Annotated in this window: 11 protein-coding genes; 2 read left to right on the forward strand and 9 right to left on the reverse strand. The window is 69.4% G+C overall.

Annotated features, from left to right (window positions below):
* Nucleotides 1–100: 100 nt before the first annotated feature.
* On the forward strand, nucleotides 101–2,452 hold the full coding sequence (locus CBM2594_RS16520; protein WP_116357918.1) for an acyl-CoA dehydrogenase family protein: 2,352 nt from the start codon (nucleotides 101–103) through the stop codon (nucleotides 2,450–2,452).
* Nucleotides 2,453–2,549: 97 nt separating this feature from the next.
* Here the strand turns inward: CBM2594_RS16520 and CBM2594_RS16525 are convergent, their stop codons facing one another.
* A complete protein-coding gene (locus CBM2594_RS16525; RefSeq protein WP_116357919.1) occupies nucleotides 2,550–3,437 on the reverse strand; it encodes a LysR family transcriptional regulator in 888 nt (295 codons plus the stop codon).
* A 229-nt stretch (nucleotides 3,438–3,666) separates the two neighbouring features.
* On the opposite strand from CBM2594_RS16525, the gene CBM2594_RS16530 reads away from it, so the two are divergent.
* Nucleotides 3,667–4,890: an MFS transporter gene (locus tag CBM2594_RS16530; RefSeq protein ID WP_116357920.1), complete on the forward strand. Its 1,224-nt coding sequence runs from the start codon at nucleotides 3,667–3,669 to the stop codon at nucleotides 4,888–4,890.
* A 45-nt stretch (nucleotides 4,891–4,935) separates the two neighbouring features.
* Here the strand turns inward: CBM2594_RS16530 and CBM2594_RS16535 are convergent, their stop codons facing one another.
* The 8 genes from CBM2594_RS16535 to CBM2594_RS16570 all read right to left on the reverse strand — a co-directional run bounded on the left by CBM2594_RS16535 (nucleotide 4,936) and on the right by CBM2594_RS16570 (nucleotide 17,270).
* Nucleotides 4,936–7,227 carry a xanthine dehydrogenase family protein molybdopterin-binding subunit gene (locus tag CBM2594_RS16535; RefSeq protein ID WP_116357921.1) on the reverse strand — a complete coding sequence of 764 codons (2,292 nt, stop codon included), beginning with the start codon at nucleotides 7,225–7,227 and terminating at the stop codon, nucleotides 4,936–4,938.
* Complete coding sequence (locus tag CBM2594_RS16540) at nucleotides 7,228–7,698, reverse strand: (2Fe-2S)-binding protein (RefSeq protein WP_116357922.1); 471 nt, start codon at nucleotides 7,696–7,698, stop codon at nucleotides 7,228–7,230.
* A 129-nt stretch (nucleotides 7,699–7,827) separates the two neighbouring features.
* Complete coding sequence (locus CBM2594_RS16545) at nucleotides 7,828–9,564, reverse strand: diguanylate cyclase (RefSeq protein WP_116357923.1); 1,737 nt, start codon at nucleotides 9,562–9,564, stop codon at nucleotides 7,828–7,830.
* A 16-nt stretch (nucleotides 9,565–9,580) separates the two neighbouring features.
* The gene (locus CBM2594_RS16550) at nucleotides 9,581–10,783 is read right to left on the reverse strand and encodes a hypothetical protein (protein ID WP_116357924.1); all 1,203 of its coding nucleotides are present in this window, start codon (nucleotides 10,781–10,783) and stop codon (nucleotides 9,581–9,583) included.
* Nucleotides 10,784–10,849: 66 nt separating this feature from the next.
* Entirely contained in the window at nucleotides 10,850–12,502 is a 1,653-nt protein-coding gene (locus CBM2594_RS16555; protein ID WP_232346642.1) for a mechanosensitive ion channel family protein, read from the reverse strand.
* Nucleotides 12,503–12,723: 221 nt separating this feature from the next.
* On the reverse strand, nucleotides 12,724–13,149 hold the full coding sequence (locus CBM2594_RS16560; RefSeq protein ID WP_232346643.1) for a DNA-binding response regulator: 426 nt from the start codon (nucleotides 13,147–13,149) through the stop codon (nucleotides 12,724–12,726).
* Nucleotides 13,150–13,413: 264 nt separating this feature from the next.
* Nucleotides 13,414–14,181: a 4'-phosphopantetheinyl transferase family protein gene (locus CBM2594_RS16565; protein WP_116357926.1), complete on the reverse strand. Its 768-nt coding sequence runs from the start codon at nucleotides 14,179–14,181 to the stop codon at nucleotides 13,414–13,416.
* A complete protein-coding gene (locus tag CBM2594_RS16570) occupies nucleotides 14,178–17,270 on the reverse strand; it encodes an acetoacetate--CoA ligase (RefSeq protein ID WP_116357927.1) in 3,093 nt (1,030 codons plus the stop codon). The genes CBM2594_RS16565 and CBM2594_RS16570 overlap by 4 nt, the downstream gene beginning before the upstream one ends.
* Nucleotides 17,271–17,506: the final 236 nt, after the last annotated feature.

Raw genomic sequence — 17,506 nt, forward strand, 5'->3', positions numbered from 1 at the left:
TCACACCGAGGCCGCCGCGCGCTTTGCCAGGGGCGAGCCGCCCGCCTGCGACTGGGGCAAGCCGGCCAGCGGCCAATGATCTGAATTTCGGAACGCATCCATGTCCAGACATCTTTCCTCTACCGAACTCGAATCCTTTCGCGCCGAGGTGCGTCAGTTCCTCGGACGAGCCGTGCCCGAAGACATCCAGGCCGCGGTGCGCGCCCACTGCCTGGTCACGCGCGAACAGGCCATGCGCTGGCAGCGCATCCTGCACGAGCAGGGCTGGGCCGCACCCGGCTGGCCGCGAGAGCACGGTGGCCCCGGCTGGACTCTGGCGCAGCAGGCGGTGTTCCGTGAAGAACTCGCGGCGTGCGATGCCCCGCGCTTCGAAAACCTGGGCATCGACACCATCGGGCCGACGATCATGCGCCACGGCACGGCCGAGCAGCAGGCCCGCTTCCTGCCGCGCATGCTGTCCTTTGACGACTTCTGGGCCCAGGGCTACTCCGAGCCGGACGCCGGCTCGGACCTCGCGTCGTTGCGTACCACGGCGTACCGCGACGGCGACTGCTTCGTGCTGAGCGGCACCAAGATCTGGCAGAGCTACGGCCATTGGGCCAACTGGGTGCTGGTGCTGGCGCGCACGGAATCGAACACCCAGCGCAAGCAGGACGGCATTTCCGTGCTGCTTGTCGAGCTGGCATCGCCCGGCGTCACGGTGCGGCCGATCCGCTTCATGCATGGTGGCGTGCTGCACGTGCAGATGTTCTTCGACGAGGTGTGGGTGCCGGTGGCCAACCTGGTGGGCGCGGAAAACGCGGGCTGGTCAGTGGCCAAGGGCCTGCTCGTCACGGAGCGCCTGTTCGTGGCGCGCGTGGCGGAATGCCGGGCCGAACTGGAGCAGACACGCCAGATGGTCGACGGCAGGGAGCGGGCAGTTACGTCGTTGCCTACGCAGGACGTCTACGCTCGCCGGCTGGCCGAGCTCGACATCCGCGTCCGCGCGCTGGAAGCGGCGTGGTGGCCCGCCGTGCATGCGGTGGAGCAGGGACAGGAGCCGGCGCTGGAGTCCTCGTTGCTGAAGCTCCAGGGCAATGAGGTCCTGCAGGACCTGCACCAGCTGCAGCTGGACCTGTTGGGGAGCGACGCGCTGGTGTTCGACCCGCAAGCGGTGCAAGGCATCCCCAGCGACCCGCCACTGGCGCCCGGGCACGCCGGCAATCTTGCCATGCAAGTCTGGCGCTACCGGGGCATTACGCTCGGCGGCGGCACCTCGGAAGTGCAGCGTGGCATCGTCGCCAAGGCCATCTTTGGCGGACAGACCGAGCTGGAACTGCCGCAGTCCGCGTGCCTCGATGCGCAGCAGGTCATGCTCGACGATGGCCTGCGCCGGCTGCTCGCGCAATGCTACGGCTTCGAGCGGCGCCGCGAGATCCTCGCCGCGCCTGGCGGCACCGATGACGCGTTCTGGCGCGGCTTTGGCGAGATGGGGTTGCGCCGGCTACTGCTGCCCGAGCGCGATGGCGGTTTCGGCGGCACGCTGCATGACCTGCTGCCGGTAATGAGCGCGCTGGGCGAGGCGCTGGTGCTGGACCCGGTGTTGTGGGCGTCGGTGCTGCCAATGCAGCTGCTGCTCGATGCCACCGGCTTCGAAGGCCGCTCCCGCACGCTCGAGGCGCTGGCGCAAGGGGCGCGCATTGCCTTTGCCGGCACGGATCGCGGGGCACCGGCAACGGCGGTCCGCGACGGCGATGGCTGGCGCCTGCGCGGCAACAAGATGCTTGTGCTGGGCGGCGACAGCGCCGACCGCGCGCTGGTGAGCGCGCGTCTGGAGGCCGGCGGCATCGCCCTGTTCGATTGTGCCGTCGGCGATCAAGGCGTCACCGTGCAACGCTATCGCCTGCACGACGGGCGCGGTGCCGCGGACCTGTTGCTGCAGGATGTGCGCCTGCCGCACGCGGCGCGCGTGGCTGGCCCGGAGCGGGCAAGCTCGATCATCGAGCAGGCGCTGGCCTGCGTCACGATCGGCCTGTGCGCGGAAAGCACGGGCGCGATGCGCAAGGCGCTGGCACTTACCGTGGACTACATGCGTACCCGCAAGCAGTTCGGACGTAGCCTGGCCGACAACCAGGCGTTGCAGCACCGTGTGGTGGAGCATTTCCGCAACTGGATCCATGCCCGCGCATTGGTTCAGCAGGCTGCCGCTGGCTGGCTTACGGCATCGCCGGCGGAGCGCGGCAAGCGCATCAGCGCCGCGAAGTGGATGGCTGGCCGCGCGGGCCGCGCCATCGCGCTGGATGCCCTGCAGTTGCATGGCGCGGTGGGTCTCCAGGATGAAACCGCGATCAGCCACTATGCGCGTCGCCTGGTCGCCAACGATGTCCTGCTCGGCGACATGACGTTCCACCTGGGGCGGTTCGTGGCCATCGACAGCCAGTCAGCACCAGGAAGAACCCTTGCCGAAGCATGACGATCGTCAAGTACGCACCGCCATGTCCCGCTTCGCCGTTTGATCAGGCGTGGTCATGGCGGTGCCCCCGCAAGCAAACCATCCCTCCTCCCCACCCCTACCCCCGCAACATCCGCACCACCAGCGCAAACGCTGGCGACGGCTGCCGCCTGCTCGGATAGTACAAATGGTAGCCATTGAACTTCGGGCACCAGTCCTCCAGCACGCGCACCAGCCGGCCGGCTTCGATATGCGGCAGCAGCTCATCCTCGGGCAGCAGTGCGATGCCCAGCCCGGCCAGTGCGGCGTCCACCTGCGGCTGCGTGGTGTTGAAGATCAGCGGCCCGTCCACGCGCACGTTCACCTGGCGGCCGCGCCGCTCGAAGTTCCACACGTACAGCCCGCCCGAGGTGGGCATGCGCTGGTTGATGCAGCGGTGCGCCATCAGGTCTTGCGGGGTCTTCGGCGGCGGGTGGGCGGCGAAGTAGGTGGGCGATGCCACCACGGCCATGCGCAGCGGCGGGCCGATGGGCACGGCGATCATGTCCTTGTCGATGGTGTTGCCCAGGCGCACGCCGGCGTCGAAGCGGTCGGCGACGATGTCGCGGAAGCCGTAGTTGACGTCGAACTCGAGCTTGATGTCCGGATATTCGTGCAGCAGCGGTGCGAGCTTGGGCAGCAGGATGGTGTGCAGCACGTTGTCGCCGCAGGTGATGCGCACCGTGCCGGCGGGTTTGTCGCGCAAGGCGGTCAGGGCATCGAGCTCGGCCTCGATTTCGTCGAAGCGGTGGCCGATGGCCTGCATCAGCCGTTCGCCGGCCGCGGTGGGCGAGACGCTGCGCGTGGTGCGCGTCAGCAGCCGGATCCGCAGCCGTTCCTCGAGGCCGCGCACGGCCTGGCTCAGCGCTGACTGCGTCACGCCCAGCGAGGCGGCGGCGCGCGTGAAGCTGCCTTCGCGCGCCACCGTCACGAAGGCGAGCAGGTCGTTGAGATTGCGTCGGACCATGGGTCGGTCTCCATCGGCACATTGATTAGCGCTACTTATATCCTCTTTAAGTACTCATTAGCTAGTCTCGCGCGCCGCCACGCGCGATGATGGCAGGGACGAAGAGGCCGGGACCGGGCCTCGCCATCGCCGACTCCGGCACATTTTCATTGCTCACTGCGCCTGCGACACGCCGCTCCGGACGATACCGGCGCGGTGTGGCTGGCGCATTCCGACCTTCCCGCACTGCATGACAACCCGACTCTGTGACGCCCCCATGGGCGCGACCATCCCTTCACACGACGCCGAACGCCAGCCCGCCCGCTGGGGCGGCGTCTTTGCGATGACGCTGTGCGTGTTCGCGCTGATCGCCTCGGAATTCATGCCGGTCAGCCTGCTGACGCCCATGGCCGCCGACCTGCATGTATCAGAAGGCATGGCCGGCCAGGGCATCGCGATCTCCGGCGCCTTTGCCGTGGTGACCAGCCTGTTTGTCGCCACGCTGGCCGGCGGCATGAACCGCAAGACGCTGCTGCTGGCGCTGACGGCGCTGATGGCGGTCTCCGGTGCGGTGATCGCGCTGGCGCCCAACTACCTGACCTACATGGCGGGCCGTGCGCTGATCGGCGTGGTGGTCGGCGGCTTCTGGTCGATGTCGGCGGCAACGGCGATGCGGCTGGTGCCGGCCGGCCAGGTGCCGCGCGCGCTGGCGATCTTCAACGGCGGCAACGCGCTGGCGACGGTGGTGGCGGCACCGTTGGGCAGTTATCTCGGCGCGGTGATCGGCTGGCGCGGCGCGTTCTTCTGCCTGGTGCCGGTGGCGCTGGTCGCCTTCGCGTGGCAGTGGGTCAGCCTGCCGGCGATGCCGGTGGCTGCGCGCCGCAGCGGTTCGGGCAACGGCTTGCGGCTGTTGCGCCAGCCGCTGGTGGTGCTGGGCATGCTGGGTGCCAGCGTGTTCTTCATGGGGCAGTTCACGCTGTTCACCTATGTGCGGCCGTTTCTCGAGACGGTGACGCGGGTGGATGTGTCGGCGCTGTCGCTGATCCTGCTGCTGATCGGGGTCACGGGCTTTATCGGCACCATGGCCATCGGCGCGGCGCTCAGGCGCGGTTTCTACGCGACCATGATCGCCATACCGGTGTTGATGGCCGGGATTGCGCTGGCGCTGGTTGCCTTCGGCGGCCAGGCTGCCGCGGCGGTCGCGCTGCTGGGGATGTGGGGCCTGGTTGCCACCGCCGCTCCCGTGGGCTGGTGGGCGTGGATCGCCCGGACCTTCCCGGATGACGCCGAGGCCGGCGGCGGACTGCTGGTGGCGGTGGTCCAGCTTGCCATCGCGCTGGGTTCTACCGTGGGTGGCCTGCTGTTCGACCACAGCGGTTACCAAAGCACCTTCGTCGCCAGCGCGGCGCTGCTGGCGATCGCGGCATGGCTGACGTGGCTCACTGCGCGCGCCGCGGCGACGCGGGCACCCTGACGCGCTGTGCGCAAAGGCGCCGCGACCCTGGCCGCGGCGCCTTCCCTATGCCACCTTGCGCACCGGCAGGCTGCGCACGCGCTTGCCGGTGGCGGCGAAGATCGCGTTGCACAACGCGGGTGCGACGGGCGGCACCGGCGGCTCGCCCACGCCGCCCGGCGGCAAATCGTGGTTGTCGTTGACCAGGTGGGTGCGGATCACGCGCGGTGAGGCATGGTGGCGCAGCACTTCGTAGTCGTGGAAGTTGCTCTGCACCACGCGGCCCTTGTCGAAGGCGATCTCGCTCGCCAGCGCCAGGCTCAGGCCCATGACGGCGCCGCCTTCCATCTGCGCGCGGATGCGGTCGGGGTGGATCTGCGGGCCGCAGTCCATCGCCATGTCCACTGACACCACGCGCACCTCGCCCTTCGCATCGACGGCCACCTCGACCACCGTGGCGGTGTAGCTCATGAAGCTGTAGCAGAACGCCAGCCCCAGCCCGTGCCCCTTGGGCAGTTTGCGGCCCCAGCCCGCGCCGCGCGTGGCGGCCTCGATCACGCCGCGCAGGCGGCCGGTGTCATACGGATAGCGTTCGGGCGATTCGGTGTAGTTCCAGGTATCGGCCAGCGTGCCGGGGTCGATCTTGCGCGCGGGTCCGATCAGGTCCAGCGCAAACTGCCGGTGGTCCTTGCCGGCGCGGTGCGCCAGCTCGGCGATAAAGCACTGCGCCGCGAACGCGTGCGGGATATTGGCCACCGAGCGGAACCAGCCGATGCGCGCATGCGCCGGCACTTCGGCGGTTTCCACGCGCACGTTGTCGATGCGGTAGGGCATGTTGATTGCCGACATGGCCGACTCGAACATCTGCTGGCCCTTCGCGCCCTCGGTGAACAGCGAGGCGATGGTCGGCGCGGCGCTGCGGTGCAGCCAGGACCTGACCTGTCCCTGCTTGTCGATGACGGCCTCGAGCCGCTCGGCCGAGACGGTGTGCAGGTAGTCGTGGTGAATGTCGTCGTCGCGCGTCCATACCAGCTTGACCGGCGTGCCCTCGGGCATTGCCTGCGCGACGATGGCGGCCTCGTCGACAAAGTCCGGCTTGGACTTGCGGCCAAAGCCGCCGCCGAGCAGCAGCACGTTGACCCTGACGTTGCCGGGTTTGAGTTCCAGGCGCCTGGCCACGGCGGTCTGCGCGGCAACCGGGTTCTGGATCGAGGTCCAGACTTCGGCGCTGCCGCCACGGATGCGCACGGTCGCCACCGGCGGCTCCATCGATGCATGGGCCAGGTGCGGCACGTAGTAGTCGGCGGCAAGGCGCTCGGCCGGCGGCGCCTTGTCCCAGGCCTGCTGCGCATCACCGTGGTTGCGCATCATTTTGCCCGGCACGCGCGAAGCCGCCTCGAGCGTTTGGCGATACGCCGCGGAATCGTAGCTGCCGTTGGGGCCGTCGTCCCATTCGATCTCCAGCGCGGCGCGGCCCTGCATGGCCGCCCAGGTATTGCGCGCGACCACCGCGACGCCGCCCAGCGGCTGGAATGCCGGCGCGCCCTGGAAGGCGGGAATCTCCACCACCTTCAAAACACCCGGCAGCGCCAGCGCCTTGCGGCTGTCCAGCCGGCGCAGCTTGCCGCCTACCACGGGCGGGCGCGCCACCACGGCGTAGACCATGCCCGGCAGGCGCAGGTCCATGCCGTAGACGGCGCGGCCGGTGCCGATGGCTTGCTGGTCGACCGGCCGCACCGCGTTCTTGCCGATATAGCGGAAGCCGCTGCGGGGCTTGAGCTTCAGTGCTTCGCCCTTGGGTACCGGCTGCCGGGCCGCGTCGGCCGCCAGTTCGCCATAGCCCAGGCGGCGCCCGCTGGGCTGGTGCACCACTGCGTGATCGATGGCCCTGACTTCGGACACGGGCACCGACCAGCGCGCCGCGGCAGCGGCCTCCAGCATCTGGCGGGCCGCCGCTCCGACGCGCCGCATCGGCATCAGGAAATGCCGCACGCTGCGCGAGCCGTCGACGTTCTGGTTGCCGTAGCGGGTCTCGTCGGCCTCGGCCTGAACCACCTTGACGCGCTCCCAGCGCGCCTCCATCTCGTCGGCCACCACCATCGGCAGGCTGGTGCGCACGCCGGTGCCCATCTCGGCGCGATGGGCGACGATGGTGACGGTACCGTCGGCGGCGATCGAGACGAATGCCAGCGGATCGTCGACGGTCCCGCCTGGCATGGAGTCGGCGCCGAATTTTTTTGGCGTCGGATCGGCGGCCCGGGCCATGGTCACCAGGCCACCGCTGGTCACGGCCAGTGTCATCAGGCCAAGGCTGCCGCGCAGGAAGCCGCGGCGCGAAAGCTGAGCGATCCCGGTCATTTACTTGCCTCCCTGCGCCAGGCGGCTGGCCGCCTGCCGGATCGCGGCGCGGATGCGCGGATAGGTGCCGCAGCGGCAGATGTTGCCGCTCATGGCTTCATCGATCTGCCGCTCGCTCGGCGCCGGCGTGGTCTTGAGCAGGCTGACCGCCGCCATGATCTGCCCGGCCTGGCAGTAGCCGCACTGGGCCACGTTATGCTGGATCCACGCCTGCTGCACCGCCTGGCCCACGCGGTCAGCTTCCATGCCTTCGATGGTTGCGACGGAGCGCCCCGTGACGGCGGACACCGGTGTCACGCAGGCGCGGATCGCGGTGCCGTCGACATGTACCGTGCAGGCGCCGCACAGCGCCATGCCGCAGCCGAACTTGGTGCCGGTCATGCCGAGTTCATCGCGCAATGCCCACAGCAGCGGCATCTCGTCGGGAACGTCGACGTCCCTGGGCTGGCCATTGAGCTGGAATTTTGTCATGGGGGACTCCTTGTGAAGACCATGGCACGGGGCGCATGCCAATGCGCGCGCATTCGCGGCGCGGGTCATAAGGCCATCATTGTCGTCAAGTTTGCCGTGCCTGATTGATTAGTGCAGCTTATAAGCCCATTAAGCTTGCCCGCGTGATGCGCCGGCGCTGTCCTGCTGATGCGCCACCACCCGGTTGCGGCCGTTGGCTTTGGCTTCATACAGGCGCTGGTCAGCGGCCCTCAGCAATGCATCGAGGTTGCCCGGAGCACCTGGTTCGATTCCGGCCACGCCGAACGAGGCGGTAAAGCGAATCGGCTCGTTACTGCCCGCATCGGGCGCCGGTTCGCAACTCAGGGTTTCCAGCCGCTGCCGCAGGTGCTCGGCCACCGCGGCGGCATCGTCGACGCCGGTGCCAGGCAGCAATACCGCGAACTCCTCGCCGCCGAGCCGCGCGGGCAGGTCGTCCTTGCGCACGCCGCTGCGCAGCGCGGCAGCCACCGCGCGCAGCACCACGTCGCCGCTGGCATGGCCCCAGCGATCGTTGATGGACTTGAAGTGGTCGATGTCCAGCATGACCACGGCGATCGGCCGTGGCTCCGCGGTGCAGCGCGCGGACTCCGCCGCGAACCGCGCGGCAAAGACGCGGCGGTTGGCCAGGCCGGTCAGTGCGTCGGTCTCGGCGAGCGTGCGCAGCGCCTCGCCACGCGCCAGATAGTGCCGGAACAGGCTGTGGACCACGGCAAGCGTGGCACAGAGCAGAATGCCCAGCGCCGCCGCGCCCGCGCCAATGACCCCGCTCAGCCGTGCCGCGCTGGCCAGCCACAACTGGTTCACCGGAATCTCGTCGACCATCGCGAGGCCGCCCTCGCGCAGGCGGCGGAACATCAGGTCGCTGCCGCCCGCGTCGTTCAGCAGGCCGGCTTCGGCGTGGAAGACCGCGTCCAGCGTGGCGGCGGGCCAGGGCCCGGAGAGCGCCGCCTGCATGGTTTCGCCGGCACGCACGTTGCGCGCGCTGGCGCCGATCAGCCGGCCTTCGCGATCGACCAGGTAGCTGCTGGCCTCGTGGAAGGGCGCGCTGCTGAGCTGGTCGTCGAGCGTGCGCTGGGGCAGCTCGAGTATCGCTACGCCCCGGACATCCCCGTCGGCATAGACCGGCACGCTCAGGAACAGAGAGACCTGGTTGCGCTCGGCACTGGCCGGGGCGATGCGCCATTGCACGCGCCGGCCGGGATTGCGCGAGGGCAGGCTGTCATGGAAGTAGGGCGCGGCCGCCAGGCGCTGCACGGCGGACACGACGTTCGCTTCCGGGATCGAAGGGTAGGCCGCCAGCACGCCGTTGCGCGAGACATAGGCCATGCGCCGCCGTATCCCGGAATCCTGCGGCGCCGCGCTTAGCAGATGGCTGAGCGCGCGCGCCACGACCACGTCGGCCTCGAGCCGCGCTGGGTTCCGGGCGAAGCCGTCCAGGCCGCGCAGCGCCGCGGCGCTGACGCCGTAGACCGCGGCCGCGTCATGCGCGGGCACCGGCCACACCGGCTCGTCGCGGCGCGCCAGCGCGGCACGCAGGCCTGCATCCGGCTTGCCAGGCGCCGTCGCCTGGATTTGCAGCAGGTGCTCGGCGACGTTTCGCACGCCGAGCAGGCGCTCGGCCTCGCGTTGCAGCAACGCATCGATGCTTTGCGCGCGCACCGCCTGCATATGCCGCAGCGATTCGATCTCGCGGCCCTGCGACAGCTGAAGCCCGCGCCAGAGCAGCAGCAACAGCAGCATGACGGACAGCGAGAACGACACCAGCACGAAGCGGTGCGGCCGCCTGGCAAGCAGCCGCCAGGCCTGGCCGGACCAGCGATGCAGCGTCGGGAACCGTTGGGTCATGATGGCGGGTCCCCGTCTACAGCAACGTCATCAGCAGCTTGCCCAGCGTGGACTTCAGCGGCAGTTGCGACGACGCCAGCATCAGCATCGGCAGCGCCGCGGGCAGCGCGGTGGCCAGTAGCGCGCGCTTGTCGACCAGCGAGCTGCGCATGCCGGCCACGGCAGCGTAGATGGCATGCGTGTCCGCGACCGGCCCCAGTTCCGGCGCATCCAGCAGCGGATCGTCGGCCTGCCCGGGTTCGCCGTGGATCCAGCGGCGGTCCACCTTGCGGTTGTGCTCGGCCAGCAGCGCGCCGTAGTCCAGCAAGGCCCATTTGCGCGTCCTGGCCAGCAGCGGCACGAAGCCGAACATGGGCAGCAGCGTGACCAGCGTCAGCACCAGCACCAGCGTGCCCATCTGCGGGTAGAGCGACGGAATGGCGACGCCGTGGTACATCACCTCGTGCGCCCAGGCCGCGGCCATCACCGCGGACACCGCAAACGAGAACGGCGCGAAGATGAACTGGACCCGGTTCAGGAACGACAGGCCGCCGACCCGGTCGGGATGGGTGGGGACCAGGCGCAGCGGCAGCCGGGCAATGCGCGTCAGCACGATGGCGGTCAGCAGCAGCCGCCACAGCCATGCCAGCAGCAGCACGTTGAAGAGCGGCCGCGACACCAGCAGGAACCACCACGTCGCAAAGCCCGTGGCGCCGCCAAGGTCGCCCCAGCCGATCTCGTCGCGATTGGGCGCTACCGATACCGCCAGGGTCCAGCCGAGCACCAGCCCGCCGATGATGACCCACGGGTAGGTGCGATCGCGCAGCTTGGCGGCCCCCTCGACGATTTCGCGGAAGCGCGGGGCCAGCGCCTCGTCGACCAGCCCGCTGCGCGTGAACTGCCGCAGGCACAGCGGCACCACACCGTGTGCGATGCCCTCGGCGAGGATCAGCAGCGGAATGCCGATGAGGCAGCGCACATGGATGGCGTAATGGCCGAACAGGGATTCGCCCCCCTGCCCGGTAACGCGGCCATGGACGACGGCCCAGACCACCAGCGGCAGCCACGCGACCATGCTGTAGCACAGCGCGCGCCTGGCCACGCCAAGGCCGCCGGCGGGGATCAGCCCGAGGCGCCGTTGCAGCCGGTACAGCACGTCGTCGCGCACCAGCGAGAAGCCCTCGGCATGGGTCTCGCGGCCGATGCCAGCATCCTCTGCATTGCGGTATGCCCGGTTCATGACCGCTCCTTGGTGATTGCGGGCATGGCCCGCACCGATGCGTGTTCGCCGCGGCGCGCGGGCGCTTCAGCCGGCGCTGCGCTGCTGCGCGGGGGGCGTGGCGGGCGGCGCATGCCATTGCTCGGTCGGCACCGTCACCGGTTCTTTCGGCTGCAGCACGAAATGCGGCGACATGATCTGCACGTTGTGGCGATTGAACTCGTCCTGGATCGCGGCGTGCAGGGTGGACAGCGCGAAGAAGCGGCGCCGCGGGTCTTCGATGGCGAAGAACAGCTCGTATTCGACGTAGAAGTCCGACAGCCCGCGCTGCAGCACGAAGGGCGCCGTCTCCTGGTTCAGTCCGGGTACCTGGCGCGCGGCATTGAGCAGCATCGCATGGACCTGGCGCCAGGGCGTGTCATAGCCGATCGTCACCGCCGACGACAGCAGGGCCGCGCTGCCCTGGTTGATGTCGCCTGAGCGGGAATAGTTGTGCACGGCGCTGCCGACCACCACGGCGTTCGGCAGCGTGACCTGCTCCTGGCGCAGGTTGACCAGCCTGACCGACAGCGGGCCCAGGCTTTCGACCCATCCCACGGTATCGCCGATGCTGACCATGTCGCCCACGCGCAAGGCGCGCGAGTACACCAGCACCATGCCGCTCATCAGCTGGTTCACGACATTGGCCGAGCCCAGCGTCAGCATGAAGCCGAGCAGCACGGAGACGCCCTTGAACACGTCGCTCTGCGAGCCGGGGATGTAGGGGTAGGCAAAGGTGAAGCCAAGCGCCCACACCAGCACCGTGGCCAGGCGCCGCGTTGCCGGCACCGTCTCCGGATGCAGTCCTGGCACCGTGAGCTTGCCGCGCTCGGTGGCTGCGAACACGCTCGAGACCACGGCCTGCACGCCGCGCGTAATGAACACGATGATGCCGACCACCAGCAAGCCCGGGATCGCGCCGACCACGGCGGCGCCGATCCCTTCCAGCAGGCGCCACAGGTACACGCCCATGCGCTCGCCGAGCGGATGCGTCAGCGGAAACTGCAGCAGAGCGAATTCCAGCCAGACAAAGGCGACCAGCGCGAACAGCGCCACCGCCAGGATGCGTACGATGCGGTCGGTCAGCTGGTAGAGCGCGGCGGTCCAGTCGAAGCCGTTGGCGGTGCGCGCCTTCAGGTGCCGCTGCAATGAGACGTCCACCACGCGCCCCAGCAAGCGCCGGGTCTTGGTCAACCCCCAGCAGAGCAATACCGCGACGACCAGCGTGCCCCCCGCGCGCAATGCGCCGCGAATCAGCGTGGGCCAGTGCTGCTGCTGGCGGCGGGCGGCCACGGCCTGGCTGACGTTGGCAACGGTCTGCCGGACCAGTGTCTCGAGCGGGGCCTTGTCCTCGGGATCGCGGTCGCCTTCGGCCACGGCCATCAGCAGGCGCTCGCCGACATAGATTGCTTCCCCATGCTGGCCGGCGAGCTCGCCGGGGCTGGTTCGGACGGGTTGCAGCAGGTCGGACGGCGTCAGTGCTTCGAAACGGTCCCGCACGCGGCGGGCGCGCGCTTCAGGCGTGACGCCGGCCAGCGTTGTGCGCAGCACCACGATCGGGCGGTTCATCAGGCGGACTTCGACCGGCGCGGCCTGCGCTTCGGCATCGGGATCCGGCGCGGCCTGGACCGCGGCGACACCGAGCCACAGCAGGACGGCCAGCGCGAAAAGCCGCCGCATCAGCAAGTACACCATGGTCATCCGTCGCTCGCGTCATGTTGGGAAACGGCAGTGCCACCGCCGCGCGCGCTCCCCATCCATGCGGGCCGGGGACAGAGTTGGGTGCATGGTTACAGCTTGCGATTTATCGCGGAAGTGAAACTTTTTGGCGGCGAGCTTAGAAAAATCGGTGTTTTGGCGCTGCGGCGGGTGCGGCAACTGCGCGGCGTTAGGAGCTGTCGTGGTTCGAAGTCGGATTGCTGCTAAGCAAACGCGTGAAACGGCCGCCGGAACCCGTCCGTTGCTGCCTCCGGCTCAGGCCGGGTTTGCGCCGCGAGCGGCAGATCCAGCAGCGCGCGCACGTCGCGTTCGATGGTGGCGACCGAGGCGGACCGGCACAGCGTGCGGGCGAAGCGTGCATCCAGGCCGGGCGGCAGGCGCAGCCACATGTTGTCCGAGATCAGCAGCAGGCGCCGCGGCCGCAGCACCAGGCTGGCCAGGCGCAGCTGGTTCCAGCCCTGGGCAAGGTCCGCGGGCATGCCGAACACCAGCAGTGCCGGCGCGGGCAGGCGCAGGTTGCGCGCCGCCAGGGCATCCGTTTCCACCGGTTCCACCCGGCCGATGCCCGGCATCTCGCCAAGCAGGCGCGTGATGCCGTGCCGGTACATCGGCAGGTCGTCGATGACCACGGCATGTGCCTCGCGGCCGATCCCCGCAACCTGCGCCGGGGCCGGCGCTCCATGGTGAGTCCAGTTCATCCCTTCCTCCGTTTGTCCGGCATTGGCTCCATGACCAATGCTTCTGGCCGGAATCAGCAAGGGGGATGCCAGCTTGGGGCATGCGCTGCCGTGCCACCGTGCTGCGGGCGCCGGAGCTTGGCGGGGCGCGGGTTTCGGCAGGGCGGCACACGCCTGCAGGCCTGCGCGGAGGGCTGGTATCTGCGCTGGGGGGCGTTACGTGTCACGTAACGTGTTACGTTGCCGGGCGGGGGGCTTGGCAAGGGGATGGCAGCTGATGCAGGCGTCCGCGCGCGATACCGCCAGCGCACCCCGTATCTCCTCCCCGAAGGCCAGGTCGATGCAGGTCCAGCCCGCCATGGCGGTGCCATGGTGCCAGGCCCGCCAGTGACCCGCGCCGCGCTGCCGGTCGTCTTCCGTCGTGTACACGGTGGGATCGCCCGACAGGCCCGTGCCGAGCGCCTTCAGCAGCGCTTCCTTGCGCGTCCAGAGGCGTAGCAGCGTATCGGCCGAACCGTGCCGCGCGTGCGCGAGCGCCTGCATCTCCCGCGCGGAAAATATGCCGCGACCCAGTCCCGGCACGTCCAGCCCGCCGGCACGCCGCTCCACGTCCACGCCGAGCCGGCAATCCCGGGCGAAGGCCAGCAGCGCCATGCCGTCGGTGTGCGACACGCTGAAAGCCAGCGCTGCCTGCGGCCATTGCAGGACCGGCTTGCCGAATGCCGAAGCGGTAAGGCGCAGCGCTTCGGGCTGGCAGTGCAGATAGCCGCCGATCAGCCAGCGCAGCAGCCCGCGCCGCGCGATATAGCCCTGGCAGTGCCTGGCGTGACGGTAGGCCAGCGCGCGCGCGCGCTCGCCTGGCGCCAGCGTATGGCCCAGCTGCGCGCAGGCCGGGCCGACCTGCCCGTCGTCCAGCACCCATAGCTGGACGGTGCCGTCCGGCAAGGCCAGGCGCGCCGGTTCCGGCAGCACGAACGGCGTCACGTGCCCGCGAGCCCTTCGTCCAGGATCGCCGCCACCGCCTGCAGGTTCGGTTCCTGCACCAGGTCGAAATGGCTGCACGGCACCTCGGCTATGGTCAGGCCGCGCAGTGCCACGCGCCGCCACAGCGTCAGCGGGTCGCCGCGCTGCTGCCTGACCGCGGCGCGCAGATAGAGCACCGGGCCGCCGTGGTACGGCCGCGGGTGATAGGTCGTCATGGCGCGTCCGATGGTTTCGCGCACCTGCCGCAGCGCCGGCGGCAGCGATTCGGTGAACGCGTCGGGCCGGCACGTGAGCCGGCCGCGGCGCATGCCGACGCCTTCGGCGGCGCGGCTCAGCGCGTACCTTAGGTAGCGCAGGCGCTGTGCCGCCGGCACCGCGCGCAGCTTGCGCCACTGCCAGCCCGGATAGTTCCAGCAATAGTGCATCCAGGTGCGCCACGGCAGGAACTGCTCGCCGACATAGGTGTCGAGCAGGCACAGCAGCTCGACCTGCTCGCCGGCGCGGGTCAGCTGTTGCGCCATCTCGAACACGACCAGCCCGCCGAACGAGTAGCCGGCCAGCGCGTACGGGCCGCCCGGCTGCAAGGTGCGTATCTGTTCGATGTAGCTGGCCGCCATATCCTCGACGCGCCGCTGCGTCGGCTGCTCGCCGTCGAGGCCGCGCGCCTGCAGCCCGTAGACCGGGCGCGTGGTCCGCAGCGCGTTGACCATGCCCCAGCACTCCATCACCGAGCCGCTGGCCCCGTGCACCAGGAACAGCGGCGCGCCGGTGCCGCCGCGCACGGGCACCAGGTTGGGCGCCAGCCGCGGCGAGGCAGCCTCGTCGATCGCCGCGGCCAGGCCGGCAATGGTCGGTGTGAACAGCAGCGTGGCGAGCGGAATCGTGCGTCCGGTCGACTGGTGCACGTCGGCCAGCAGCCGCGCGGCCAGCAGCGAATGCCCGCCGAGGTCGAAGAAGTTGTCGTCGCGCCCGATCGGGGCGAAGTCGAACAATCGCTCCCACAGCGCCTGCAAATGGCGCTCCAGCTGCTCGCGCGACGAGCCGGGGGCCGGCAGTTCGCGCGCGGCCAGGTTCAGGGCCGGATGATTGCGGATGGCGTCGAGGCATTCCGGGTTGCGCAACGCCGCGGCATTGCCCACCGGCAGGCCGTTGACCGCATTGCGCGCCGCCGCTTCGGAGAGCTTGCCGTTATGCGTGGCCGGCAGCGCCGGCACGGCGAGGATACGGTCCGGCACATGCGTGGGCGAGGCGCGCCGCGCCAGGTCGCGGCGCACGCGCGCGGCCAGCGCGCCAGTGAGCGCGACCCCGTCCTGCAGCACCAGCAGCAGCACCATGCGCTGCTCGTACCGTTCCGCATGGGTGCGGTCGGGCGGTGCCGTGCGCGCGCGCTGCTCGACCACCATCGCCTCGCGGATCTCGGGGATATCGCGCAGCACGCGGTAGATCTCGCCCGGACCGACATTGATGCCGCGCACATTGAGCACGCCGTCGGAGCGGCCATGCAGCCGCGCCGTGCCTTCGGGCGGAAACTCGATGCGGTCGCCGTGGGTCCAGACCCCCGCGTTGGCGGAAAAGTAGGCCTTGTGGAACGCCTCGCCGTTCGCGTCGCCATAGAAGCCCAGCGGACGCGACGGGAACGGATTCGTGCACACCAGGTCGCCGATGCCGCTGGTCGGCGCGCCGTGTTCCCACGCCTGCACCCCGAGCGCCAGGCTCTTGCACTGCGCTTCGCCCGCATAGACCGGCAGGTTGGGGTTGCCCAGCACGAAGCAGCCCAGGATGTCGGTGCCGCCGGAGATCGACTGCAGCGGCAGCGCCTTGACGTGGTCGCGCACCCATTCGAACTGCGCGTCGAACAGCACCGATCCGGTCGACATCATCGCGCGCAGTGCGCCCAGGTCGAACTGCTGCCCGGGCACCAGGCCGGCGTCTTCGCACATCTTCAGGTAGGCGGGGCTGGTGCCGAACACCGTGACGCGCTCGTCGGCGACCAGTCGCCACAATGCGTCGACCGTGGCGATCGGGCCGTCATAGGTCACGATCTCGGTCCCGGACGCAAGCGCCGACAGCTGCCAGTTCCACATCATCCACGCGCAGGTGGTGTGGAAATACATGCGGTCGCCGGGGCGCAGGTCGCTGTGCAGGCGGTGCTCCTTCAGGTGCTCCAGCAGGGTGCCGCCGGCGCCGTGCACGATGCACTTGGGCTTGCCGGTGGTGCCCGACGAAAACATGATGAAGAGTGGATGGTTGAACGGAAAACGCTGGAAAGAGAATTGCTGCGCATCGCCACGGCCGATCAGGTCCGCCAGCGTATGGACCGGCTGGCTGACCGAGGCGGGCAAGCCGCCGTCGTCGAGCTGGATGATGCCCTGCAGCGACGGCAGCGCGGCGGCCAGCTTTGCGACGTTGTCCGCCAGCGGGATGCCGGTGTCGAAGGCGCGCTGCGTGGTGTGCGCGAGCAGCAGCCGCGGCGCCAGCGGCGCGAAGCGGTCGAGCAGCGTTTCGACGCTCATCTCGGCTGCGGCGGTCGACAGCGTCGCGCCGAGCGCGGTCACGGCCAGCGCGGCGACGATGGCCTCCGCATCGTTGCGCATCACGGCGACCACGCGGTCCCCTTCGCGCAGCCCCAGTTGCGACAAGGCGTGGGCCGTGCGCGCCACGCGCTCGCGCAGTTCGCCGCGAGTCAGGTGTTCAGGCCGGCCATCGGCGTGGCAGGCGGTCAGCGCAGGGGCGTCGGGCCCGGCGACCTCAAGCCCCAGCAGGTTGTCTGCGTAGTTCAGCAGCAGGTTCGGGAAGAAGCGCGCATGCTCGCAATCGTCGCCAACGCAGACGGGATCGGGGCTGCCCGACCACGCCAGCCCCTGCGACCACTGCAGGAAGCAGCGCCAGAAGGTCCGGTACTCGCGTACCGAGAAATCATGCAGCGCGTCGTAGCGATGGAAGGATCGTCCGGCGCACGTCTGCAGGGCCGCGGTAAACGCGGTCATCTGCGACGCCACGGCGCGCTCGGGCGAGCTGCTGAAGATAGGATTGCGACCCTGGTTGACGCTCGGGCAGAACGAGGCGTCCAACAAATAAAATCTATCCATCCGATGCTCCTGAGAGACCGGTGCACGCCGTTCGAATTGACGGCGTGTTCATGGGATCGAGATTAGTCGCTGGCAGATTCTGGTCTGTGCGTCATCGCACGCATGACCGGCAGACTGGTGTGGAAAAGCCGGCGTCTGGCGCTACTGCCGTTCAGTTAACGACCGTCGTTCCCGCGCAGGCGGGAACCCAGTGACTTTATCCCCGAAGGGGACGTGAAAGACGCTGGATTCCCGCC

Source organism: Cupriavidus taiwanensis, assembly GCF_900249755.1.
Taxonomy (GTDB): Bacteria; Pseudomonadota; Gammaproteobacteria; order Burkholderiales; family Burkholderiaceae; genus Cupriavidus; species Cupriavidus taiwanensis_D.

Coding starts and splice junctions, on each gene's coding strand:
- CBM2594_RS16525 (WP_116357919.1), bottom strand. CDS start 3,437: ATGGTCCGACGCAATCTCAACGACCTGCTCGCCTTCGTGACGGTGGCG.
- CBM2594_RS16545 (WP_116357923.1), bottom strand. CDS start 9,564: ATGACCCAACGGTTCCCGACGCTGCATCGCTGGTCCGGCCAGGCCTGG.
- CBM2594_RS16540 (WP_116357922.1), bottom strand. CDS start 7,698: ATGACAAAATTCCAGCTCAATGGCCAGCCCAGGGACGTCGACGTTCCC.
- CBM2594_RS16530 (WP_116357920.1), top strand. CDS start 3,667: ATGACAACCCGACTCTGTGACGCCCCCATGGGCGCGACCATCCCTTCA.
- CBM2594_RS16550 (WP_116357924.1), bottom strand. CDS start 10,783: ATGAACCGGGCATACCGCAATGCAGAGGATGCTGGCATCGGCCGCGAG.
- CBM2594_RS16555 (WP_232346642.1), bottom strand. CDS start 12,502: ATGACCATGGTGTACTTGCTGATGCGGCGGCTTTTCGCGCTGGCCGTC.
- CBM2594_RS16570 (WP_116357927.1), bottom strand. CDS start 17,270: ATGGATAGATTTTATTTGTTGGACGCCTCGTTCTGCCCGAGCGTCAAC.
- CBM2594_RS16520 (WP_116357918.1), top strand. CDS start 101: ATGTCCAGACATCTTTCCTCTACCGAACTCGAATCCTTTCGCGCCGAG.
- CBM2594_RS16535 (WP_116357921.1), bottom strand. CDS start 7,227: ATGACCGGGATCGCTCAGCTTTCGCGCCGCGGCTTCCTGCGCGGCAGC.